The organism is Schleiferia thermophila (assembly GCF_003337435.1).
Taxonomy (GTDB): domain Bacteria; phylum Bacteroidota; class Bacteroidia; order Flavobacteriales; family Schleiferiaceae; genus Schleiferia; species Schleiferia thermophila.
Window position 1 is genome coordinate 571398 of record NZ_QPJS01000001.1, and the last position, 24428, is coordinate 595825.

The window sequence follows — 24428 nt, forward strand, 5'->3', positions numbered from 1 at the left end:
AGATTTTCAGCAGATACATTGTATTTGGATACAATTTTTAACGGGTTAAATTCTTCAACGCGAGTATTAAAAGTATTCAACAATGCCAACGAAGGAATTTTAATAGAGAAGGTAGCCCTTGCGCGGGGTGAGGAGTCATGGTATCGCTTGAATGTAAATGGAATTTCAGGAAAAGCGGTAGAAAGGGTGGAGATTGGTCCCCGTGATAGCATGTACATTTTTGTTGAAATTACCCCTTTGTCCAATGCCCTTGAGCTGTTGTACGTCGATTCAATTCTTTTCAGCTCAGGAGGTTCTACCCGATATGTGCATCTGGTAAGTCTTGTAAGCGATGCATACTTTCATTTTCCGGACAGATACATACCTCAATTTGGTTTGCCTTACAGCCTTGCTCCTTGCAATACAACCTTGCCCAACGATAAACCACATGTAATCTATGGTTATTGGGTCATCGACAGCTTGTGTACCTTAACCATACTGCCTGGCACCCGACTTCATTTCCACTCCGGCAGTGGTATTTGGGTATATAATGGAGGAAGTCTGAAGGTGGACCCTGACAATCTTGGATCTTATGACAATCCTGTAATTTTCGAGGGAGACCGGCTGGAACCTTTTTACAAAGAAATTCCGGGCCAATGGGGCGGAGCTTTAGGAGGTATTTTTCTTATGGGCGGAAGCATTGACAATGTGATTAATAATGCATTTATAAAAAATGGAACCATAGGAATAGTCCTCGACAGTTTGGATAGTCCGGACCCAAATACAAAAATTACCAACACGCGACTGTACAATTTTTCCAGGGTAGGATTGCTTGGCGGATTTGGTAGTGCAGAAGTGGTGAGTACAGTGGTAGCCAATTGCGGTTTGTATTGTTTTTATGCTCTTGGGGGTCGCTATTCCTTCACGTTTACCACTTTTGCCAATTATTGGAATCAAAATGCCAGAAGTACGCCGGCGGTAGCTATTACCAATTTTTTTGAGGACATCAACAGAAACATTCAGGTAAGGGATATACACAAGGCCGACTTTTCCAGTTGCATCATATATGGCTCCAACAATCAGGAGCTGGGCATACTCAGGGCACCGTCTGCCAATGGAGGTGTTTTGGAGTATTTTTTCAGAAACAGTCTTCTCAGGGTTGATCCCGATACTTCGAAAAGGGGGTTTAATGTGTCCAATCCGCTTGTATTCCAAGATTGCAAGATCAATCTGAATCCGCGCTTCAGAGATGTTTCGCAAAACAATTACTTGCCCGATTCTCTCAGTCCGGTAATTGACCAGGCTTTTTTTGACGATGCAGTCCGCTATCCACTGGATATACGAAGGAAATTTAGGTCAAATGGCGGACTGCCAGACATGGGAGCTTATGAATATTATGAAAATTAACAGTATATGGAAGCAATTTCTCCAACCCAATGGTGGCTAATCGCCGGCATTGCCTTGCTAATTCTGGAAATTTTTACACCAGCATTTTTTGCTGCAGCACTTTCACTAGGTTGTTTTATTACGGCATTGTTTACTTTTTTTGGAGTTTCTTTTGAGGTAAGCTGGCTGATATTTTCGGCTTGTTCCATACTTGGTATAGTATACATCAGACCACTAGCCAAAAAGCTTTACAAAGGCAAGGCCATAAAGACAAACGCCGATGCCATGATCGGCAGACTGGCCATAGCAGAGACCGATCTAACTAATTCGAGATCAGATGGATATGTGAAACTCGATGGGGTAAGCTGGAAAGCCATACTTGCCGAAAATTCTGATCCGGTCTTCAAGGGCGATCAAGTGAAAGTCGTTTCATACGAGAGCATAGTGTTGAAAGTGAAAAAAGTATAATTTTTATGACTTCTGAATAAAACCCTTTTTAAAGACCGTGTGTAATAAAGTTAATTTGCAAAAAATAGTGCTCTGATGGCAAAAAATTTACTCATTGTAGAATCACCGGCTAAAGCTAAAACAATAGAAAAATTTTTAGGGAAAGATTTTAAAGTTGAGAGTTCATATGGACATATCAGGGATTTGGACACCAAAGGATTAAGTGTAGATGTAAGGAACAATTTCAAACCGAAATACGTCATTTCCCCCGACAAAAAAGATGTGGTCAAAAAGTTAAAAAAACTATCCGATGAAGCTGAAAAAGTATGGCTAGCCAGCGATGAAGATCGGGAAGGAGAAGCCATTTCTTGGCACCTTGCCGAAACGCTTAAGCTTGCTCCGGAGAAAATAAACCGTATTGTTTTTCACGAAATTACCAAATCTGCCATACAGCATTCCATCCAGCATCCCAGGAAGATCGATCTCAACCTGGTCAATGCTCAGCAAGCCCGTAGGATTCTGGATCGATTGGTAGGATTTGAAATGTCTCCTGTATTGTGGAAAAAAATCAAAGGGGGACTAAGTGCTGGAAGAGTGCAATCGGTAGCAGTACGATTGATAGTAGAGCGGGAGAGAGAAATTCTGCATTTTACGTCAACACCGTATTTCAGGGTTGTTGGTATCTTTTTGAGCAAAGACGGTAAAACATTTAAAGCAGAACTGAGCGACCGACTATCTACTGAGGAAGAGGCTTTTGAATTTTTAGAAAAAATCACCGGCTTTGACTTCAAAGTACTCAGTGTGGAGAAGAAATCTGCTTCCAGGTCACCGGCTCCACCGTTTACCACGTCCACTCTGCAACAAGAAGCATCGCGAAAACTTGGATTTTCGGTAGCACAAACGATGACCCTTGCTCAAAAGCTTTATGAGGATGGGTACATTACCTATATGAGAACCGACAGTGTCAACCTGAGTGAAGAAGCTATTCATGCCATAGCTAAGCAAATTGCCGTTGAATTCGGCAAGGAATATTCCACACCCAGACGATACACCACCAAAGCCAAAGGTGCTCAGGAAGCTCATGAAGCTATCCGACCCACCTACTTTGATAAGAAATCAGCCGGCAGCGATGCCCAACAAAAAAAACTTTATGAATTGATATGGAAGCGAGCCGTTGCCTCACAGATGACCGATGCCCAGCTGGACCGGACAATAGTAACCATCAACTCCCCAGACCACAAACTGAACTTCCAGGCAAAAGGCGAGGTCATAAAATTTGATGGCTTTCTAAAACTATATATTGAAAGTACCGACGACGAAGAAGCTGATGAAGATGCTGCCTTGCTCCCCAATCTGGCCAAAGGTGATACCTTACAGGCAGTTAAAATTGAGGCCATTCAAAGGTTTACCAAGCATCCACCCAGATACACAGAGGCCTCATTGGTGAAAAAGCTCGAAGAACTCGGTATCGGACGACCCTCTACTTATGCGCCTACCATTGCAACCATCATTAAAAGAGGGTATGTGCACAAACCGATACTAGAGGGCAAGATCAGGGAGTATTCCATATTGACCTGGAATGACAATCAAATAGATAAAAAGACAGAAAAAGAGACCACAGGAGCAGAGAAAAACAAATTATTCCCCACGGATATCGGAATCCTGGTAACGGACTTTTTAGTAGAAAATTTCCAAAATATTTTAGACTATCAGTTTACGGCTAATGTGGAAGAACAGTTTGATGAAATCGCTACCGGAAATCTCGACTGGGTACAAATGATCAGGCAGTTTTACAATCAATTTCATCCGACCGTCGAGCAGGTGACTGAGAAATCCGAAAAAGTAACCGGTGAGCGACTGTTAGGTCAGGACCCGAAAACAGGTAAAAATGTATATGCCAAAATAGGGCGTTACGGGCCCATGGTTCAAATGGGTGAAAGTACTGACAAAGAGAAACCCCAATTTGCCAGTTTGCTGAAAAATCAATCCATTGAAACCATTACGCTCAAAGAAGCATTAAAACTCTTTGAATTACCTAGAAAAGTTGGTGAATATCAGGGAAAAGAAATCATAGCCTCAGTCGGTAAGTATGGACCGTATTTAAAGTACGATTCGATGTTTATTTCTCTGAATACGGGAAAAGGTGACGATCCCATTTCAATCTCCATAGAAAGGGCCATTGAACTGATAGAAGAGAAAAAAACGTCAGCAAATTCTAACATCATCAAAGTATTGAAAAATGATGGTTCTGAAATCCAAATCCTCAAAGGCCGATATGGACCCTACATCAAAAAAGACAAAAACAACTATAAAATTCCAAAAGGAACTGCACCTGAAGAACTGACATTGGAAAAAGTGCTTGAAATCATTAACTCGCAAAACCAAAAGTAACTGACCTTCATATATGGAACTTTCAGAACTTTTGTATCCGGTTTCAGAACACTTGCTCGACGACCTTAAAGATATATTGCCGCATAAATTGGGCAAATTAATAAGGTATCACAGCGAATTCGAAGGATTGCCAAACCTGGAATCCTCAAAATTAGCTTTAATTGGAGTGGCGGAGGACCGTGGATCTATCGAAAACAAAGGTTCGGCTGCTGGAGTGGATAAGATTAGATCCAGATTTTACCGGCTCTATCCAGGCAACTGGCAGGCATCATGTATAGCAGATTTAGGCAATCTCAGGAAAGGTAACTCCTTGAAAGATACATATGCTGCCCTACAGATGGTATGTGAGTATCTTTTTAAAAATCAGATCATTCCCATCGTAATTGGCGGATCAAATGACCTTCTGTATCCGATGTACCTGGGCTTTTCGAAATTGGAACAATACGTAGACATTACGTCGGCGGATGCTATGCTTGATATAGGAACTATTGAGGAGGCGGTCAATGATACCAACTATCTGAGCCATCTGGTACTACAAAAACCCTACATCCTGAACAACTTCACCAATATTGGCTATCAGACCTACTTGGTAAGTCCGGAAGAGCTTCAATTGATGGATAAAATGTTTTTTGACCACTACAGACTAGGTGATTTAAAACCCATAAAAAAAGTAGAGCCATTGGTCAGAAGTGCAGACATACTTTCTTTTGATATGATCAGTATCAAGGCATCTGACAATCCAGGTCATTCTCGATCACAACCTAATGGTTTTACAGGAGAAGAAGCATGCGCCATAATGCGCTATGCCGGATTAAGTGACAAATTAATGGCAGTTGGACTCTTTGGATACAACCCGGCTTTTGATCACCATTTGATTTCTGCTTCCCTGGCAGCAGAGATGATCTGGTATTTTGTAGAAGGTTTTTTCAATAGAAAAGGAGACTACCCACTGACATCAAAAAGAGATTTTCTTAAGTTTACTGTCATCATTGAAGAGGGCGATTATGAATTGGTATTTTATAAAAATCCAAAAACAAGTCGATGGTGGCTTGAAGTACCACAAATCATCAACGGAGATACCACAATGGAACGAAACATATTAATTCCTTGTAATGAAGAGGATTATCAGAATGCAGTAAATCAGGAAATTCCCGTTCGCTGGTGGAAAGCATATCAAAAAACAATTGTAATCTAATAACTCTGAGCAAAAAACAATCAATTTTATTGACAATTTAAAAAATGTTATAAATTAGCCAAATCTTATAGCCTTCTGCATAAACAAACCGCATGAAAAAAATCTATATACTGATTATTGCGATTATACTTATTAAAACCTCCACAGCCCAGCAGGAAATTCAGTTTACCCAATTTATGTTTAATAAAACTTTTTACAACCCTGCCCATACCGGTATAGCGCCATCCATCTGTGCTACATTATTTTACAGAAGTCAATGGGTTGGATTCGAAGGTGCCCCTGTAACCCTAAGTGGAGTAGTAGAATCACCTGTTAAGTTTTTACACGGTGGATTAGGATTAAGACTTTTTAGAGATGAAATCGGATTCTTTGATGATGTGAGTATAGGTCTTTCGTATTCCTATCACCTTCAACTCAATGACGGTGTATTAGGAATAGGTATAAGGGCAGACCTCATCAATAAGTCCCTCGGTCAGGCAGATTGGATTACTCCCAGCGGAAATCTATGGGTATCCGATGGTTCGATTGCTTCGCCGGCATCTACGGGTTTAAGTCCGGATATCGCATTAGGAGTTCATTATGAAGGGTCAAAATTCAACGCCGGTATTTCATCGGTTAGACTTTTAGAAGCAGAGACAGATCTACAAAACGGACAAGGTGGGATTGTGAAATTTCGTGGTCGGAGAACTATGATTGGGCATTTTGGATACAATCTCCCCATCAATGAGACAAATATCGTAATAGTACCAGGTGCCTTTATTAAATACGATTTTACAAAATTCCAAATGGACATCAATGCCATGGCCTATTTAAGCGAAAAATTCTGGGGAGGAATATCCTACAGATTTGTAGACGCGATAGCAATAATGGCGGGTGCTCAAGTATTTCCTTCTCTTGCTTTGGGATATTCGTATGACCTTACTACCTCATCAATCCGAAGAGTGTCATCCGGTAGCCATGAAATATTTTTCAGATATTGTTTTAAAATCACTATTCCACCAAGAGAAATTGGCAGTTATAGAAATGTTAGATTTTTGTAATATAGCGCCCCGAAATAAAAATAAAAAATCATCGTTAACCGGGATGACTAAACATACCTATATCAGTAACCTAATTCATTGCAATATGGTTAGAGCCACTTCATGGTTACTTCTGGCTGGTTTTGTGCTCAGTTCCTGCAGAAGCTCCGATCACGGAGAATTGGTGGGAGTAAAAGACAGGCCAAGATGGTATCCTTCAGAGCCTTATGGCATGGTATTCATTCGCCAGGGATCCTTTAATATGGGAAATGCCGATCAAGATGTCCCTTATGCACAGATCAGTCCTACAAAAACAGTATCTGTTCCGGCTTTTTGGATGGATCAAACTGAAATAACAAATAACGAATACAGACAATTTGTGGAATGGGTCAGGGACTCCATCCTTCGATATAGATTGGCTGAGAATGAAGATGTTCCGGGTTATGAATTCATCTCTCCGGAAACCTCAAGAAGGCCGACTTTTCTGGATGAATACATGGAAAACAATTATCCAGATTCCATGAAACGTTCTCTCAACTGGGAACCACGACTTATTTGGGACCCGAGAAAATATCCCAGTGAGGAGTACACTCAGATCATTGAATCAATGTACCTCCCTCCAGAAGAGCGGTTTATGGGGGAGCGTATCATTGATGCCAGACAGCTTAATTATGTATTTTTCTGGATCAACAAACAAAAGGCGGCACAGAAATCGAACCGAGTACTTTTCGACTTTTATGATGATGACAATGATGGAAAAAAATTTTCATACCGCGATTATATCAAGGAAACAAAAGAAGAATCCGATCGATCATCATTTTTCGAACAGTCAGTTATCAATGTTTATCCCGACACTTTATGCTGGATTCACGACTTCGCATACTCTTTTAATGAACACATGCACGATGATTATTTTTACCATCCCGCTTATGATGACTATCCTGTAGTTGGAATCACCTGGAAACAGGCACGTGCATTTTGCAATTGGAGGACAAAATACAGAAACGATTATCTTGTCTCCATCGGTGAACCAAAAGAGAAAGAGTTTCGCCTGCCTACAGAGGCTGAATGGGAATACGCAGCAAGAGGTGGTATAAACAATATGACATATCCATGGGGAGGTCCCTATGCAATAAATTCTTCCGGGTGTTATTTGGCCAATTTCAAACCGATGAGAGGAAATTTAACGGCAGATGGAGGATTCTATCCGGTAAAAGTAACTGCGTATAACCCCAATGGATTCAATCTTTTCAACATGGCCGGAAATGTGGCAGAATGGACTTCCACAGCATTTGATGCTGCATCCTACTATTATGTTAGCGATATCAGTCCTGACTTTCAATACAACGCAAGCGATCGTGACGACGAAACTTTAAAGCGAAAAGTCATCAGAGGAGGCTCATGGAAAGATGTTGCATACTATCTCCAGGTAAGCACCAGAGATTTTGAATACCAGGATACAGCAAAGTCGTATGTAGGTTTTAGATGCGTACAGTCGTTTCTGGGCAGAGATCTGAAAGATTTTTAAATAAAAATAATTCCTAACAATTGTTTAACCTAAAAACCCAATGAAAAATGCCACTTATTGATGTAAACGGAAAAAAATTCAAAAACTTTTTAGCTAAACTGTACGGCTTTGGTGCATCCATTGTCATTTTAGGTGCAATGTTTAAAATCCTTCATTGGACAGGAGCTGACTTGATGCTAATTATTGGTTTATCTACAGAGGCAGTGATCTTTTTCTTTTCAGCTTTTGAGAAACCTGCACCGGAATACGATTGGACCTTAGTATATCCTGAGTTGGCAGGTGTAGAAGATTTAGATTCAAAAAATAATGCTTTGGTACCTCAAGGCGGTACCAGTCTTACACAGGAGCTCGACAATATGTTGAAGGAAGCTAGCATTGATGAGGAGCTTATTAAAAGCCTTGGCGATGGTTTAAGAAAATTCGGCGATGCTGCTTTGAAACTCAATGAAACTATAGATGCTGCTGAAGGTACTCAAAAATACACTGAGCAAATCACTCTTGCTGCAAAGCATATGGAGAGTCTGAATGCACTTTATGCTGTACAATTAGAGGGTACTGCCAGCCAGATGGAATTGCAAAATGCTTTAATTGAGAAGTTGGGCAGTAGCATTGAAAATACAGAGAAACTTTCTACTGAATTAAGCGAATTAGTGACCAATATGTCCGCCCTGAATAAAGTATATGGAGGTATGCTTTCGGCCATGGGCGTTAGCAAGTAAACATATAAACATTAAATCAGAATAATATAAAATGGCTCAGGGAAAACTCAGTCCAAGACAACGAATGATCAACATGATGTATTTGGTGCTTACAGCTCTGCTGGCACTGAATATATCTAAAGATATCCTCGAAGCACTTACAAAACTTAACGACGACCTGTCCTCCACAGTGATGACCGTGGAGAAAAAGCTCGCGTTTATCTATCAGGCTTTTGACCTGGCTGCCTCTGAAAATCCTGAGAAAGCCGGAGTTTGGCGTGATAAAGCGTACGAGGTAAAAAAACAAGCTGATGAACTCCATAATTACCTTGAGGGCATAAAAAATGACCTTATAGAAATTACTGGCGGGATTGATGAAAAAACCAATAGACCTAAAGGACTCGACAACAGAGAAAAAGTAGCCAACTATCTTCTGGTTAGCGAAGGTGGGAAAGCGCGGGAAATCAGAGCCAGATTAGAACAATTCCGGAACAACATGAAACAGTATGTAGATGAAGAAGCCGCACTTATAAACATGCTGGAAGCTTTATTTAATACGGAGAAAAAGAAAGTAGGTGATGTGATGATTGAATGGGAAAATGCCACATTTGAACACTTCCCGCTTGCAGCTGTCATCCCCTTTATTACTGGTATTCAGGCCAATGTACGCAATGCCGAAGCTGATATTATCTCTCATCTTCAAAGAAACATTGGTAAAACCGATTTAAAGTTTACCGATGTTTACGCTGTGGTAAAACCAAATGCACTGTTTTTGACACAGGGGGAGACCTATGAAGCAGAAATTTTCCTTGCTGCCTTTGACGCTACCCAAAAACCAGAAATCTACATCAATGGCCAACCTCTGGATCCTTCATTGATAAACAATGGAATAGCTAAGTATCGCGTCCCTGCTAGTTCAGTAGGTGAAAAATCTTACTCAGGAAAAATTGTCATCAAACAAAATGGTGAACTCAAAGAATATGAGATTCCCACACAAAAATATACAGTAGCTCCATCTTCAGTTGTCATCTCTCCTACAGCTATGAATGTCCTTTATAGAGGTGTAGACAACCCACTGGAAGTTGGTGTCCCCGGCGTTGATCCATCGAAAGTTGAAGTAAGGGGGCCTGGGCTCACCAAAAAGCCCGACGGTACTTACATAGTAGATATTACCAAAATGGAGGGTACAAAGGCCAAATACGAAGTATTCGTAAAATCCGATGATGGTACCCGTAAGGCTGGAGAGAAGGAATTCAGAATTAAAGGTTTGCCTCAAGCATCTGGTATGATCTACAACAGAAAAGGCGGTCTATTCTCAGCTAACGCTGTTAAAGCAGCTGAAATTCAGGCTGTATTTGAGGACTTTGTTTTTGATCTTTCTTTGAATGTTATCTCATTCGAGGTAGTTATACCCGGATTCCCGCCTCAACAAATCAGAGGAAACAGATTTGATGATGCTGCCCGAAAAAAAATTGAGTCACTAAGACCAGGCTCCAGTATTACCATCAGAAATATCAGAGCTGTAGGTCCAAAGGATTTTCAGGTAACCAATATCAGTCCGATCTCCATAGATATTCAATAATATGAAAAAGTGGTCGTTCTTCCCGGTAATGTACCTTTTCGCCTTATCGATGCAGGCTCAGGTACTCTCGCCTCAGGATGATGGTATTATTCCTTCCCAAACCAGGTTTCACAACAACAATAAAGTGTTTGAGTATCCCTACCTACGTGAAGCTGATCTGATGTGGAGTACACGTCATTGGGAGCGAATTGACCTTAAAGAAAAAGCAAATTTCCATCTGTACTATCCTGAAACTCCGCTGCCTGACAGAAAGTCCCTCTTCAGTGTGCTGATCGATGGAATTCTCAAAGAAGCGACCATCGTCGATGTATTTGGAGATGATCGATTCGAAATACCTTACACATCTGATGAGGTTAGCAGATATGTACGTACTATTGATACAATTTTTAATCCCGATGATCCATCCAAAATTGACCTGATTGATACCATAGAAATCAAAAGCAAGGATGTGATCGCATATTATATCAAATCAGATTGGTATTTCGACAAGCAGAGGGGTGAATTGAAAAACAGGATTATAGCTATTGCACCTGTAGTCAAGAACCCAAAGACCAAGGACATTTATCCACTGTTTTGGATTTGGTTTCCGGATGCGCGATATGCTTTAGCAACAAACACAGCCTTCAATCGCGGTAACAATATGCAACGTCTTACTTTTGATCAGGTCTTCCATTTGAGGTTTTTCTCTTCTGTCATTTATAAAGAGGAAAACGTGTACGATCGATCAATAGCAGATTATAAACGAAAGTCAACACTTGAGCAATTACTTGAAGGTCAGCAAATCAGGGAAAAACTCAGAAATTTTGAAAACGACCTTTGGGAATTTTAAAAGTGTTAAGTGGATATAAATTTGCCGTGGTTCACCACGGCTTTTTTTTTGATAACAAAAAGGTAATATTCAATAAGTACATTTGTCCAGAAACATAGGATCAAGCCACTATTTATGAAGCATTTATACTTTTTAGTACTTTTTTCGCTGGTATTTCTAGGCCTTAATGCACAAACTTATGACACGCTGAGAATTATGACATATAATCTACTCTATTACAGAGTAAATTTCAGCAATTGCAACGCTACAAGCAATAATCCTGATAACAAAGACAACTATATAGCCACTATTTTCGACCATGTTCAGCCGGATATTTTAATCGTTCAGGAAATGGGGGTTAATCCCGGTGCTTTTGATGCTCCGATGGTTGCCTTTCATCAAAATATCTTTTTAAATAGGGGTCTTACACATTATAAAAGGGCGAATTTTACCAGAAGTAATAATTCCAACATCGTCAATGCCTGCTATTATAACTCCAACAAAGTAGAGCTTAAATCCCAATTCCTGCTTACTAATGGAAGCAACAACCAAAACATAGTAAGGGGAATAGACTTTTACACTTTTTATTACAAGAATCCAAACCTGGGTCAACCAGGAGTTGATACCCTGTTTTTTGTATGTATTGGAATGCACCTGAAAGCAGGAAGTACACAATCGGATATTACCCAAAGAACATATGCTCTGGAAGCTGTAATGAATCACATCAACCAAAATATTGGTGAACAAAATGTCTTTATAATGGGCGATTTTAACATGAATTCATCCAATGAACCCGGTTTCCAGGCGCTGATCAATCACCCCAATCAGTCAATACGGTTTTATGACCCAATCAATACCCTCGGAACCTGGTTTAATAATTCCACTTTGGCGTTTACCCACACCCAATCCACCAGGCTCAATCAAACAAATAACAACTGCTTTGTAGGTGGAGGCCTGGATGACAGGTACGATATGATATTGATCACCGATCCTGTAAGGAATGAATCCATGGGTATGCGATATGTAACAAGTTCGTATACAATCCCAGGTAATGATGGATTGAGGTTTAAAAACTTTATTACATCAACCAGTCCTGTGCCTAATCAAAGTGTCCCACCCTCAGTATTGACTGCGCTATACGAAAATTCTGATCACCTGCCGGTATACATTGATGTAGTAGTGCTGAAAAGCAATTTATCAGTCAGCGATTTTACACACAAAAAGTGGAAATGGAATGCAACTTACAACGAGGGTGTCATACGAATACATACACAAGGAGAAATGCCAACTTCTTTTAATCTTCAAATTACAGATCTTACGGGTAAAATCATTTTAACAAAAAAAATAGAAGACGCCACATACACGGATATTGTGTTAAGCAGCCGTCTATCTAAAGGAATCTACATGGTCAGTATCAATGATGCAGGGTTTACCAGCAGCAGAAAGCTAATAGTTTACTGATGAAACTTAAAGGCAGACTATCATTTTTTTTAGCATTTTTGCTTTCACTTGGTCTTGGGGCACAGCAATTTGAAGAGCGAATCACCAATGCAGGTAATGTACGTCTTACAGTGACCAATGCCGGAACTTTCGGAAATGCTTTCAGGGGTTACAGGGATGGCACTGGCAGGCAGAGTTGTGAGTATCCTGCAGGTAGTGGAATTGAACATCTGTTTGAAGGAGGTCTGTGGGTTGGAGGTGTAAGACGTGGTGATGGGAGCATTCTGGTGAGTACATCGGCTTTGGATGCACCACAAGGCTATGCCCCCGGTAGAGCGGGTTTCGAATTTACCATACCCATCGGATCGCCTGGCTTACAAGAAAGGTCTTCGCTCACAGATTCAAGGTTTTTCACCCCCAATGCCGTATCACATCAGGATTTTGTAGCTATTTTCAACGATGTAAGCCAAACCATACCAGGAACTACTATACCAATCACCGGGCATCAGTTTCCGATGAATATTCAAGTCACACAGGAAACATACAATTGGAATTTTTCTTTTTCGGACTTTTTTGTGGTGGTCAATTACAAGTTGAAGAATATCGGAAACGCCACCTTTGACAGTCTATTCGTAGCCCTGTGGAACAATACCGTGGTCCGGAATGTAAAAGTGACCCCCGCCGGTGCCGGCGGCAGTGTATTTTACAGTCAGGGAGGCAACGGATATGAAGATTCGCTTGCCCTGGCATATTGCTACGATGCCACCGGTGATGTGGGATTTACAGAAAGTTACATTGGTCAGAAATTTCTTGGGTCTGAAGATAAATTTGGATTTCATCATTTCTTGCTCGACAGTACATACAACAAAAAAACCGGGCAGTGGGTAAAAGAGAATTTTAAAGCACATTACAATGCCTGGCAATTCAACAATGCAAACAATCCGATTTTCTTTTTTCCAACTAATGATGAGCTCAGATTTATCAAAATGACTTCCGGGCTTAACCATCACCCATGCTGGAATGAACCTACTTCAGCGGGATGTCAGTCCACTTTTGGCGTGGATCTGCAAGTAGAACTCAACAAGAGCGGAAATCGTTCGGACCTTGTCAGTGTGGGTCCATTTAATGATTTTCAACCGGGAGATGAAATTACGGTGACCTTTGCCTACATCATAGCTAAAAAGTTTGAAGACGGAAATCCCAATTCGGTAAACAGTCCTCTTCAAAGACAAAATCTGATCAATAATGCCAACTGGGTTCAGGTGGCCTATAATGGAGAGGATAAAAACTTCAACGGTGTATTGGATTCGGGGGAGGACATAGATGGCAATGGAAAAATTACAAGGTTTATTTTGCCATCGCCACCCGATATACCTCGCACACGTATAGAACCTTGCGATGGTAAAATCGACATTTATTGGTCTGATAACTCTCTCTACAGCATTGATCCTATTTTGCAAGAAATGGATTTTGAGGGGTTCAGAGTATATATTACCAAGCCTGGTTTTGATGTTGTGAATGTACAGGATGTCAGTTCGGCTTTTGTACTTATCGCTGAGTTCGACGAGGTCAATGGAATTGGGAACGATGTAGGTCTTGATAAAATCATGCTCCCTGAACCAGTGAAGTTTGATGGAGATACAGTGGAATATCACTTTAAATATACGGTGGATCAGCTCTTAAACGGATGGCAATATGCCGTGTCGGTAACGGCTTTCGACCGTGGTGATGCCTCTCTGAATCTGGATAAGCTGGAGTCGTCCATACTGGCCAATCAATTTAGGGCGTATCCGGGAACTGGCACCAATGACAATATGAATGAAAATGAGCCCTATGTGTATCCAAATCCATACTACTATGGCAGTTCATGGGAAGGCATCAGCAATTTTCAGGAGGAGACTCGAAAAATTTATTTTTCGAACCTTCCAAAGAGGTGTAAAATTTCCATATACAATCCTGTAGGTGAACTGATCGATGAAATTCATCATGATGAAAATTACGACGGCACCGACATCCGATGGTTTCGCTCTTTTTCAGCCGAGGACCCGTTTCGAAACAGATTTAGTGGTGGTGAACATGCGTGGGACTTGCTGTCCAAAAGTACTCAAATCATTTCAAGAGGTCTGTATTTGTTTACTGTAGTAGACCTTGAAACCGGTAAACGCTATACGGGAAACTTTGTAATCATCAAATAAATCCTTTATATCATGAAAATGAAAAACTACTTCACACTATTGCTCACAGCACTCGTATGCAGTGGTGTGGCTGCCCAGACAGTTCCTTATGTAAGCATACACGATATTCAGTATGTTTCGCCGACCAATCTGGCTAATTGTGTGGACTCTTCTCAATACGAAAATCAACTGATCAGAACCAGGGGCATTGTGATCGTAGACGGAGGTAGAGTGGAGGTACCGTCATCGGCTGTTCAAGGCGGTTTCAGGCCCTTTATGTATATAGTTGATACGGCAGCTGCTGGTCAAATGGGGCCTTTCAAAGCGGTAGAAGTTGCTGGCTGGTATCCGAGTGGAAATCAACAGGTACCTCATCCTATTGCATGGCAGGTAGTGGCCGGAGATGTGGTAGAGGTCATCGGATTGGTAAAAAACTTTAACCGAAATACTCAAATTGAACCCCAACAGTTCAGTCATATCAATCTCATATCGTCAAATGCACCTGTGCCTCAGCCTGCTGTGGTAAGTGTTGGTCAGCTCAATGATCAAAATCGCGTGAATCAGCTACCTACAGGAGAGCAGTGGGAAGGGGCTTTTGTAGAAATTCAAAATGTAACGGTGGTGAATGTCGATTTTTTTGCCAATGGAACTCGTGTGAGTTTCGACGTGGTGGATGCAAATGGAAACAGAATCAACGTTTCTGACCGCTTTATAGCGCAAAGGCTTCCGACCTATCAGGTGACAAATCCCAATTCGCCCTATGCAACGATCAATGGTGGACCGGGAACGGGCCTTTTTCAGCCACCTGTAGTAGGTGCATTCTACCAGAAGATCAAAGGCATCATTCTGCATTCGGCTAATGGCTGTACGGGTCTGAATGGGAGGGGGTATGAGCTCAATCCATTTGACTCTACCCACTATGTGCTTGGGGCTACTCCACCGGTGATCTCGGACAAGCAGAGAGTACCACCAGTTCCGAATCCTACCCAACAGGTAAAAATTACCTTTACAGCTAATGATCCGGATGGGACAGTAGCCAATGCCAAAGTATTTTGGAGCAGCAATTTGTCAGTACCTGTAGCTCAGTTTGACTCGATTACTGCTACACTCAAGCCTGGCACTACGGATGAGTATGAGGTCACCTTACCGTCCCAACCTCTCAATACTGTGGTAAGGTACTACATCAGAGCCACTGACAATCAGGGTAACGTTTCAAGACTGCCTACAGGAAATTTTAACAATGAGCCTAGGGTATTCCACTACACAGTACGGGCATCTGGTATGGTAATCCCTGACATCCAATATGTATTGGATGGTGGTGATTCGCCTTACAGGGGTCAGCAGGTGACTGTAAAAGGCATTGTAACTTCTACAGCTAAAGACCAGGATATGGGCTATGTGTACATTCAGGATCCGGATTACAACGAGTGGTCTGGTATTTGGCTGGTGGGTGTCGGATTGTTTGACCTGTTCAGACATGAAGAAGTGCAAGTGACCGGGGTAGTGGAGGAGTTTTTCAATTACACGCGTCTGCAGGTAGTGAATGTGCAAAAGACAGGCAAGCTTGACAGTACCTCCATACAGCCGGTGGTGCTCAATCCCTCGGACAGTGCTACGCTGCATCCGCTGAATATGGAGAAATATGAGGGTATGCTGGTCAGATTTCAACATCCTACAACTGGGCAGAAAATCCGCATATCAGAACCTAAACTGACCTTTGGTGAATACCGGATAGCCACTCAAGCCGGTTTCACATCGCCAAACAACTCCTTCCGGGTGCATGCGGGTCGTCAGAGCAATACGGCGTTTAGCTCGCTCTGGGTACAGCCGGTCACTGATACCATATATGCTACCGTGGATGGGGTGATGAATGTACCTCCGATAGTGACCAGCGATACCATGACTTTCGATGCAGTGCAGGGGATTGTGTTTTTTAGCTTTTCGAACTTCAAGCTGCATCCTCGGGCCAATGATGATTTCATCGGGGCAAACTTCCCTATGCTGCCTGTAACGGACCGACCCAGGTCTCCGATAAATGTGAGGGAATACGAACATGTGCGTGTATCGCTCTATCCAAATCCGGCTCATGACATCCTGAACATCACTTCTTCGGCCAATGAACACGTGATGGCTACGATTACAGATTTGCAGGGAAGAGTAGTGAAAAGGTTTGAAATACAGCCATTTGAGGTAAACACGTATGATATATCTGCTCTGAAAGCTGGTGTGTATTTGGTGACATTGGTTTCCAAGAGCGGTAATGTAATGGGAAATTCAAAACTTGTGGTTCAATAAGTGATTTGGGTAAAAGCCGGCTCTTTGCCGGCTTTTGCTTTAAGATCAGTTTGAAAACAACAGTTGAATGCAAGGAAGCGACACGATGGAGGTATGTGATGCGTGAGGTGGGTGGAGGGCCCGAAGGGGTCTCATCTGTGGCCTTCATGACCGAAGGCCACAGATGAGACGGAACCCCGGAACACACCGGCCCCTGCCGGCTGAACTCTGCCGACGGTAGACTCAGCCGGCAGGGGACACGCCCAAAGAAAATGATTAACAAAAATGAAGATGCGCCTGATACATTGGACTCTGCTCCTGCTGGCTGTGGCAAGTCTGAGCCACTGTAAGCGGGGGAGTTTTAAGGAGAATCAACCTCCTGTGACCCAGCTTTTTTTGAACGAAATCAACCGGGTGGGAGAAAATAGATTGAATTCTACGGTTTTTCTTTCGTGGTTTGGTTCGGATCCGGATGGATATGTAGTGGGATATGAATTTAGCTTGGATTTTGAGACCTGGACGTATACGACAAGAACGGATAGTGTATTTCGATTTTCCATCACTGCTGGCAATGACACGGATGATATTAATTTTTGGATCAGGGCTGTGGATAATCTGGGTGCGCGGGATCCGAACCCTGCATTTCTGAAAATTCCGCTGAGAAATACTCCGCCGGTAGCTACTATAGACAGGGGTGCTGCTCCGGCAGATACGGTGAGGATAGCAGCGACGTTCCGCTGGAGAGCTACGGATGCCGATGGAGATCATACCATCACAAAAGTGCAAATAAAGGCCAATGATGGGGACTGGGTCGATGTTCCACGGAATTCAAATCTCTTTACAATAGTGCTTCGGAAACCCTATCAAACCGGTGTGCATGAGGCTGATATTTACATAGACAATGCGCGGGTACCCCATGTACAGGCCTTTGACAAGATACGATATAACGATACCAATCGGGTGTACATTAGAGCTTTTGACATTGCTAATTCGGTGAGTTTGGTCGATACGTCTGAGGTTTTTGTGATGGTTCCGGCCTCAAGCGACTTTTTGGTAATCGGAGGGCAGCCCTCAAACATCTGGGATATATATAGGCCGATCATAGAACTGGTCAGCACAGGGTATGACTACCTGGATCTGATCAGGAATCAGGGAAAATACAGACCAAAGTTTTGGAATCCGACGTTCAGACATGTAATAGCGCAGTACAGCCGGTTGTTCATTTTTACAGATCCGACGAATTATCAGAATCCTGTAACTGGTCAGTCGGCTTCGCTGCTGGTATTTATGGCTCCGGCTATAGCGGATTTCAATAATATCGGGGGAAAATCGCTGGTGACAACGACGCTTACAGCCAATGCCGATATTACGGCATTTTCGATTGCTTATCCGATCGATGGGCTTGTGATATCGGGAGGTCAGGCCAGATTAACTGCTGACAGTACGATTTTTTCAGTACAAGGGACACCTCAGCAATATCCGGCCATGAAGCCGCAATTTGTGCTAACGGGATTGGTGCCTATCGTGCGATCGCCGGATTCTGAGCCGTTTTACAGGGCACAGCTCACCAAACTTCAAGGATGGCAGGGGGATAATCTGGTGGGCGTGCGCAGACGCAATGGTCAAGGCCAGGTCCAACAGGTCTTTTTTGGAGTAAACCTTCACCACTTTGCCATGGATGGCAATCATTTGCAAACTTTACTACATCAAATCCTCAACAATGATTTCAACTGGTAGAACTTTAAGAGGGATCTTGTGGCTGATAGCTGCGCTGTATTGGGGGATGGCGGGTGCCCAAAGCAGGTCATCTACCGGCAGCTTGAGAGGGAAAGTAACGGATGCCAAAACGGGTGAAGAACTCATCGGGGCCGGGGTGGTGATCGTCGGCACTTATTTGGGTGCGTCTACAGATTTGGATGGAAATTATTTGATTTCAAACATCAAACCGGGGGATTATGTCCTTAGGGTTCAGTTTATCGGATATGCCACGCAATTGATTACGGATGTGAGCATAAGGGCAGGGGAGACCAAGGTACTCAATGTGGCCCTAAAACCTCAGACGGAATCGCTCAATGAAGTGACTGTGGTGGGAAGAAAGAGCACTGTGAATCTGGAAAGTGCAAAAAGTGAGGTAACTTTCAAATTTGAAGAAATCAGCCAAATGAATGTGCGCAATGTTCAGGAGTTGGTAGCCATGCAGGCCGGTGTGGTGCGCTCGCCCGATGGTCTACAGATCAGGGGTGCCAGAGTGTATGAAACGGAATATATCATCGATGGCATATCGGCCCAGGATCCGCTGGCTGGTACTGGATTTGGTGTAGAAGTGAGCTCCAATGCCATAAACAGCCTGAGTCTGATCACCGGTGGTGCTGGTGCTGAGTTTGGGGGCGGATCTTCAGGGGTGATTTCCACCACCATCCGAGAGGGAGGAGATCGCTTTGAAATATCAGGCAACTGGCAGAGGGATTATCTCATCAACGCTCAAAATCCCACTTCCTTCAACACGGATATTGTGGAAGTGACCTTTGCATCGCCTATACCGGGTACCAGGAAGAAAATGACGATCTTCAACAATCTGACTACACGACTGACGGATGAATATTTTGGCCCTACGGCGAACCAGCTGATATCGTCGCTGCTGCCGGAACAGTCTAAACTTCTGGCGCCAAGGTATTCGAATACACACATACACACGCTGAAACTTGCTTATCAGCTCAAGCCAGGTACTAAGATTACTTTTACCAATCAGTTCAGCCTTTCGATCAATCAAAATACGCGTATGTTGCAAATTGTGGGTTTTGATGCGATACTGGTGCCCGGATTTCAATATGCCAGAAGTCAGAATCTGGACAATGCCACTACCTATACACATAAATCAATACTGAACGCTGTAAACATTAATCATCTGATAAACAAAAAGTTAGGTGTAAATATTTCGCTAGGAAGACTTTTTACCAACCTTAGGGCGGATGCCAATGGTCGGCCTTTTCGAACGGAAACTGTTGATCAGATATTTGATGAAGACCATATCGTAACTGATCCAGTGGAGATTTTCAACCCCGGTGATCCTACGGGAACCTATTTTGTATTACCCGGTAATGGATTGGTCAACAATGGAGGTATTTCGCCCATCTGGCACGATCACTATGCGCAGGAATATTCGATTCGCACAAAATTTACATACAATCCAAACGACAACATCAATTTTATTTCTTTTGGATTTCAACATTCGGCCAACGAATACCAGTGGGTAGACGTGATCAGACCCTGGGTAGGTGCCCCCATCAAAATCAACGATACGACTTTTACCCCTTCGATAAGTATCGGCTCATCCAACGATATATGGGCTGTACGGCCACACAATGGTGGCTTGTTTGTAGAAGATAAAATCACCTACAAAGGCATACAGGCGACCCTGGGATTGAGGTTAAATTACTGGGCTATGGGGAGATTTGCCGATGAGGCAGTAGAAAACTCCCAAAGCCCTGTAATCAATCAGGTACGAGAGGATTATCTTCGCAAGACTACTCAATTGTTAGGACTGCGTTGGAAGGCTCGTCTGATGCCGAGGATCAATGTATCCTTTCCGGTGACAGAGAACAATGTGCTCTATTTCAACTATGGCCACAGCATGCGAATGCCGCATCCACGGTTTGTGTATGCGGGTTTGGACCCTGTATATCAAAACAGGTCTTTTTTGGCGAACCTCGGAAATCCGGATATTGACCCCGAAATCAACGTGAGCTATGAGGTAGGTATCAAAACCAAAGTAAATAAAGATCTGGGATTTACGCTCACGGCCTTCAACAACAACCGCTTTGACTACATTGTATCCAGGTCTGTTATTACCAGAGATCCTACCGGTCGTTTTGTAACCCGCACCATGTTTATCAATCAAGACTATGCACGGATAGCTGGTGTGGAGTTAGGGTTTAATTATCGATGGCTTTCGCATTACAACTTTTTTGGGAATGCAGCCTATCAGGTGGCGCGTGGTAAATCCAATTCAGCCAGAGAATCCGCCCTGCAGATTGCTCAGAACGGCGAAGTGCAGCTCAGCAGAGAGCAGTATCTGGCTTTCGATCGACCCTGGAACATCAATGTTGGGCTTATGTTCAGCCCGGATTCTACCTTCAAGGTTATGGGCAGAAAGATTACAGGATTCCGTGCATTTGCGATTTATCAGTATACCAGTGGATTCCGTTACACGCCAATGCGCCGTGTGGGAGAGCTGGAGGTGCGTCCCGGAGTGGAGCGCCCGCTCTTTATGCCCGAAAACGACAAATTCCTCTCCAGACTTGCTACCCCATGGCACAATGTGGACTTGAAAATCAGCTACGACTATTTCATCACCAAATTTACCGGGCTGACTTTTTCCATTGAAATGAGAAATGCATTGAACAATAAAAACGCGCAGATCATCAATCCCGTAACTGGTAGAGCCTATGAATTCGGCGATGACGTGCCCAATGATTGGAGAGATCCGCGTCCGGAGTTCAACGGACCGCAGGAGCGGGGATTGGACCCGCGCAATCCGGCGCGCTACTTACCACCGCGCCAGATGCTCTATGGTATAACATTCAGATTCTGAGGTAGAATGAGATTCTTTTTTACAGGTATCGCTTTATTGATATCGTTGAGTACCCGGATTTTGGCACAGGTGTTTCCCAGCTATGGGGGGGAAAGAGCCGGATTGTCAGCCCTTACATTTTTGAAAAACGACATCAATCCGCGGTCAGCAGCCATGGGTGGAGCATCTGCTGCAATTACAGGGGATGCTTTCTCCATACTTTCTAATCCCGCTGCTTTGGTTCAGTTAAAAGAGCATGGCTTTACCCTGGCCAACAAGTTTATTGGTGCCGGCGTAAATCAGAGTTTTGTGTCCTACGTAAATCCTCAAAGCGATGAAACATCGGTGTGGGGTTTTTCACTGAATTCGCTGACCTCGGGGTATATTAAAGAAAGAACGGAATTTATGCCTGGGGGTACTGGCAGGGAAATATCTGTAATCAACATGGCCTTTGGGGCTACCTATGCCAAAATGCTTACCGAACAGTTTTCGTTTGGACTTACCATGAAATACGTCTATGAGCACGTGGCTGGGTTTAACAATCATACCGCAGCTGTTGATTTGGCATTTTTATACAAGACCGATTTCAAAAATCTTCAGTTTTCCGCTGTCCTGCACAATTTTGGAGGAAGCAGCTCGCTGGCATCCAGGGAGGACATCCCGGTCACTTTCAACCGGACTACCGGTATTGCACTTGAGTCGAATCCCGTGCCTACTGTTTTTTCAATTGGATTGTCGATAGTACCGTATAAAGTAGAGAAGCATTCGCTCCTGGCTTCTTTTCAAATAAGTCACCCAAATGACAACAGCGAAAACATCCGCCTGGGTGCTGAGTACACGTACGACAATCAGTTTTTTGGCCGTCTGGGATATAAGTTTAATGTTTTAGGACATGTATTTCCTACAGCTGGTGTAGGGATGGCTGCGCCTATGGCCGGCGGACAGGTTTTAATGATTGATTATGCCTTTACGGCCACAAGATTTTTTGGCTCACAGCATTTGATCGGACTAAGATATATGATGCCTAAATAATTTTGGTAAGGATGAAAAGACTTTTTTCAATTTTAATATTGGCTATAATACTGACGGGTTGCCGGAAATACTTTGGTGAGAAGACCGACCTGGGATTTATCGACGTTCCGGAGTTTACCAACAGGGATATCGCATATGTACCCATTTTGCCGGCATTTACAGACTTTGTAAAACCTGTTGATATAGCAGTGGGGTTCGATGAACTCATTTATGTAGCAGATGAGGGCAGACAGGAAATAATACAATTGGATGAGACAGGCAGACGGCTGGGAAGCTTTTTCATTCCAGGGCTGAAATCCGTAACTCAGGACAGGCGTTTTGATTTGATCGCAATAGGTACTTCAGACACCGTGATCGCAGGTAATACCTTTACGTTCACATGTATATACAGGATCCGGATGACCGGGCCGGAAGGCTACAAACTATCGCAGACCAATGCGCAGATCATCCGAAAAATTGTCCATCCGTTTTATTATAAAAGTACCTATTCTACTTCAGATCTGAGTGTTCAGTTTAACCGAATTGCCGTAATCGCCTCAACCAATCCGGCAGAAAATAATTCCTATTTTGTAACGCGTACAGGGCCTGCCAAAAATCCGATCCTCGGCCCTGATGATGCAGTCTTGCTGTTCAACAACAACGACCAGTACATCACACCGGTGACGGTGTCCACCTCTCAAGGTACCTTCAACGATTACTTTCAAAAGCCATTTGGTATAACCACCTTTGCAAAACCACCTCAAATCACTGCAAGGACAGGCCAGAATTTTATGGTAACCATGCTTGAGCCCAATGCTGCCATCAAAGTGCAATACATCGAACGAATCGAAAGCGAATTTGGTGCTGAATACCGGCCGAGGATATTTCCATATGGCGACACTACCAGAGCAGATGGAGGCATTCACGAGCCCTTTAAATTTGAAATGCCCTTAGGAATTACCATAAGTGGCGATGCTGCAGGATTTATCTTTGTAACGGATATCGCCAAAGATTCTTTGTATCAGTTTTCATCAAATGGGCTAGAGGGGGTACAGCCTCCGGCCGCTACAGGGATAACAAAACTCCAAAAAGCCAGCTTCGGCGGCAAAGGCAGTGGTTTCACACAATTCAACCAACCTATGGCAGTGGCCTTTTTCAAGAAAATTTTGTACGTGGCCGATGCCAACAATGGACGAATTCTTCGCTTCAGATTAACTCTAGACTTTGATTAAAATTACCCAAAGCAAATTTTTTAGTGATTTTGTACAATGAAACTGAAATTTTAATTCCAAGGCCTTCGTAAAACTGGAAGTTCTTTTATTTTTGTCGTGTATTAGTATATGTATGTTAAGATTTTTGGGGATTTTTTTTCTGCTGTTTTTCCTAATACCTCCGGGCCTTAAAGCACAGGGTGGAAACGATCGCATACCACCAGAGGAGAGAATTAATGAGTGTGTGCCTTTTATACCTACAGCGTTTACACCTAATGGGGATGGAATCAATGATCGTTTTGGAATTAAAATAAATCCAAACTGTTTTACAGTTCGTTTTAATATAAAGATCTTTGACCGCTGGGGAAGAATGATTTTTGATGCCAACGACCACCGTGAGCCGTACTGGTGGGACGGTACATTCGATGGCAACCCAATGAAAGAAGGCACTTACACCTATCACATCGTTGCAGAGTTTGAACTGCCCGACCGAAGCGATCGGGTTGAGGTGCGAAGGCACGGATTTTTTACGCTGATCCGTTAATATATTTTACAAGAATATATTTGAAAGAGCAGTATTTATCGTCAAATAGCAGGTTTCAGTTTTCCCGTTTTGGTTTACATGTGCGTGTATCTTTTATAAAGAAGGATGTCAGGTCGCTCAATAAATTTTTTTGTAGCTTAATTTTTAAAGGAAACGTAAAAACTTATATTT

Annotated in this window: 17 protein-coding genes; all 17 read left to right on the plus strand. The window is 42.9% G+C overall.

Translation table 11 applies throughout. The annotated features are described in order from the left end of the window. Positions 1–24 precede the first annotated feature (24 nt). The 17 genes from DES35_RS02445 to DES35_RS02525 all read left to right on the plus strand — a co-directional run bounded on the left by DES35_RS02445 (position 25) and on the right by DES35_RS02525 (position 24257). Positions 25–1386 (plus strand): hypothetical protein, encoded by a 1362-nt coding sequence (locus DES35_RS02445; protein ID WP_211306525.1) that lies wholly within the window; start codon positions 25–27, stop codon positions 1384–1386. 6 nt (positions 1387–1392) lie between these two features. Further along, the gene (locus DES35_RS02450; protein WP_037360133.1) at positions 1393–1833 is read left to right on the plus strand and encodes an NfeD family protein; all 441 of its coding nucleotides are present in this window, start codon (positions 1393–1395) and stop codon (positions 1831–1833) included. A gap of 75 nt (positions 1834–1908) precedes the next feature. Beyond that, entirely contained in the window at positions 1909–4203 is a 2295-nt protein-coding gene (gene topA / locus DES35_RS02455; RefSeq protein ID WP_114365702.1) for a type I DNA topoisomerase, read from the plus strand. Positions 4204–4216: 13 nt separating this feature from the next. Next, a complete protein-coding gene (locus DES35_RS02460) occupies positions 4217–5398 on the plus strand; it encodes a formimidoylglutamase (protein WP_037360137.1) in 1182 nt (393 codons plus the stop codon). A gap of 92 nt (positions 5399–5490) precedes the next feature. After that, positions 5491–6438: a PorP/SprF family type IX secretion system membrane protein gene (locus tag DES35_RS02465; protein ID WP_037360139.1), complete on the plus strand. Its 948-nt coding sequence runs from the start codon at positions 5491–5493 to the stop codon at positions 6436–6438. An 85-nt stretch (positions 6439–6523) separates the two neighbouring features. After that, positions 6524–7945 carry a T9SS ring complex lipoprotein PorK/GldK gene (gene porK, locus DES35_RS02470; RefSeq protein ID WP_037360141.1) on the plus strand — a complete coding sequence of 474 codons (1422 nt, stop codon included), beginning with the start codon at positions 6524–6526 and terminating at the stop codon, positions 7943–7945. A gap of 47 nt (positions 7946–7992) precedes the next feature. Continuing rightward, a complete protein-coding gene (gene porL, locus DES35_RS02475; RefSeq protein WP_051889408.1) occupies positions 7993–8664 on the plus strand; it encodes a type IX secretion system motor protein PorL/GldL in 672 nt (223 codons plus the stop codon). 31 nt (positions 8665–8695) lie between these two features. After that, a complete protein-coding gene (porM, locus tag DES35_RS02480) occupies positions 8696–10225 on the plus strand; it encodes a type IX secretion system motor protein PorM/GldM (protein WP_114365703.1) in 1530 nt (509 codons plus the stop codon). Between the two features lies 1 nt (position 10226). Continuing rightward, positions 10227–11054 carry a type IX secretion system ring subunit PorN/GldN gene (porN, locus tag DES35_RS02485; protein ID WP_114365704.1) on the plus strand — a complete coding sequence of 276 codons (828 nt, stop codon included), beginning with the start codon at positions 10227–10229 and terminating at the stop codon, positions 11052–11054. 114 nt (positions 11055–11168) lie between these two features. Continuing rightward, positions 11169–12494 (plus strand): endonuclease/exonuclease/phosphatase family protein, encoded by a 1326-nt coding sequence (locus DES35_RS02490; RefSeq protein WP_114365705.1) that lies wholly within the window; start codon positions 11169–11171, stop codon positions 12492–12494. Beyond that, a complete protein-coding gene (locus tag DES35_RS02495; RefSeq protein ID WP_114365706.1) occupies positions 12494–14668 on the plus strand; it encodes a hypothetical protein in 2175 nt (724 codons plus the stop codon). Before DES35_RS02490 ends, DES35_RS02495 begins: the two co-directional genes overlap by 1 nt. A gap of 18 nt (positions 14669–14686) precedes the next feature. Further along, positions 14687–16942, plus strand: a complete 2256-nt coding sequence (locus DES35_RS02500; protein WP_211306526.1) for a T9SS type A sorting domain-containing protein — start codon at positions 14687–14689, stop codon at positions 16940–16942. A 270-nt stretch (positions 16943–17212) separates the two neighbouring features. Further along, entirely contained in the window at positions 17213–18658 is a 1446-nt protein-coding gene (locus DES35_RS02505) for a hypothetical protein (RefSeq protein WP_147269337.1), read from the plus strand. Next, complete coding sequence (locus DES35_RS02510; RefSeq protein WP_051889409.1) at positions 18642–21512, plus strand: TonB-dependent receptor; 2871 nt, start codon at positions 18642–18644, stop codon at positions 21510–21512. The genes DES35_RS02505 and DES35_RS02510 overlap by 17 nt, the downstream gene beginning before the upstream one ends. A 6-nt stretch (positions 21513–21518) precedes the next feature. Beyond that, entirely contained in the window at positions 21519–22523 is a 1005-nt protein-coding gene (locus tag DES35_RS02515) for a PorV/PorQ family protein (protein ID WP_125039362.1), read from the plus strand. An 11-nt stretch (positions 22524–22534) separates the two neighbouring features. Beyond that, positions 22535–23734, plus strand: a complete 1200-nt coding sequence (locus DES35_RS02520; protein ID WP_037360157.1) for an NHL repeat-containing protein — start codon at positions 22535–22537, stop codon at positions 23732–23734. Positions 23735–23846: 112 nt separating this feature from the next. After that, positions 23847–24257 carry a T9SS C-terminal target domain-containing protein gene (locus DES35_RS02525; RefSeq protein WP_037360159.1) on the plus strand — a complete coding sequence of 137 codons (411 nt, stop codon included), beginning with the start codon at positions 23847–23849 and terminating at the stop codon, positions 24255–24257. The last annotated feature ends 171 nt before the right edge of the window (positions 24258–24428 follow it).

Coding starts and splice junctions, on each gene's coding strand:
- DES35_RS02450 (WP_037360133.1), top strand. CDS start 1,393: ATGGAAGCAATTTCTCCAACCCAATGGTGGCTAATCGCCGGCATTGCC.
- topA (WP_114365702.1), top strand. CDS start 1,909: ATGGCAAAAAATTTACTCATTGTAGAATCACCGGCTAAAGCTAAAACA.
- DES35_RS02460 (WP_037360137.1), top strand. CDS start 4,217: ATGGAACTTTCAGAACTTTTGTATCCGGTTTCAGAACACTTGCTCGAC.
- DES35_RS02465 (WP_037360139.1), top strand. CDS start 5,491: ATGAAAAAAATCTATATACTGATTATTGCGATTATACTTATTAAAACC.
- porK (WP_037360141.1), top strand. CDS start 6,524: ATGGTTAGAGCCACTTCATGGTTACTTCTGGCTGGTTTTGTGCTCAGT.
- porL (WP_051889408.1), top strand. CDS start 7,993: ATGCCACTTATTGATGTAAACGGAAAAAAATTCAAAAACTTTTTAGCT.
- porM (WP_114365703.1), top strand. CDS start 8,696: ATGGCTCAGGGAAAACTCAGTCCAAGACAACGAATGATCAACATGATG.
- porN (WP_114365704.1), top strand. CDS start 10,227: ATGAAAAAGTGGTCGTTCTTCCCGGTAATGTACCTTTTCGCCTTATCG.
- DES35_RS02490 (WP_114365705.1), top strand. CDS start 11,169: ATGAAGCATTTATACTTTTTAGTACTTTTTTCGCTGGTATTTCTAGGC.
- DES35_RS02495 (WP_114365706.1), top strand. CDS start 12,494: ATGAAACTTAAAGGCAGACTATCATTTTTTTTAGCATTTTTGCTTTCA.
- DES35_RS02500 (WP_211306526.1), top strand. CDS start 14,687: ATGAAAAACTACTTCACACTATTGCTCACAGCACTCGTATGCAGTGGT.
- DES35_RS02505 (WP_147269337.1), top strand. CDS start 17,213: ATGCGCCTGATACATTGGACTCTGCTCCTGCTGGCTGTGGCAAGTCTG.
- DES35_RS02510 (WP_051889409.1), top strand. CDS start 18,642: ATGATTTCAACTGGTAGAACTTTAAGAGGGATCTTGTGGCTGATAGCT.
- DES35_RS02515 (WP_125039362.1), top strand. CDS start 21,519: ATGAGATTCTTTTTTACAGGTATCGCTTTATTGATATCGTTGAGTACC.
- DES35_RS02520 (WP_037360157.1), top strand. CDS start 22,535: ATGAAAAGACTTTTTTCAATTTTAATATTGGCTATAATACTGACGGGT.
- DES35_RS02525 (WP_037360159.1), top strand. CDS start 23,847: ATGTTAAGATTTTTGGGGATTTTTTTTCTGCTGTTTTTCCTAATACCT.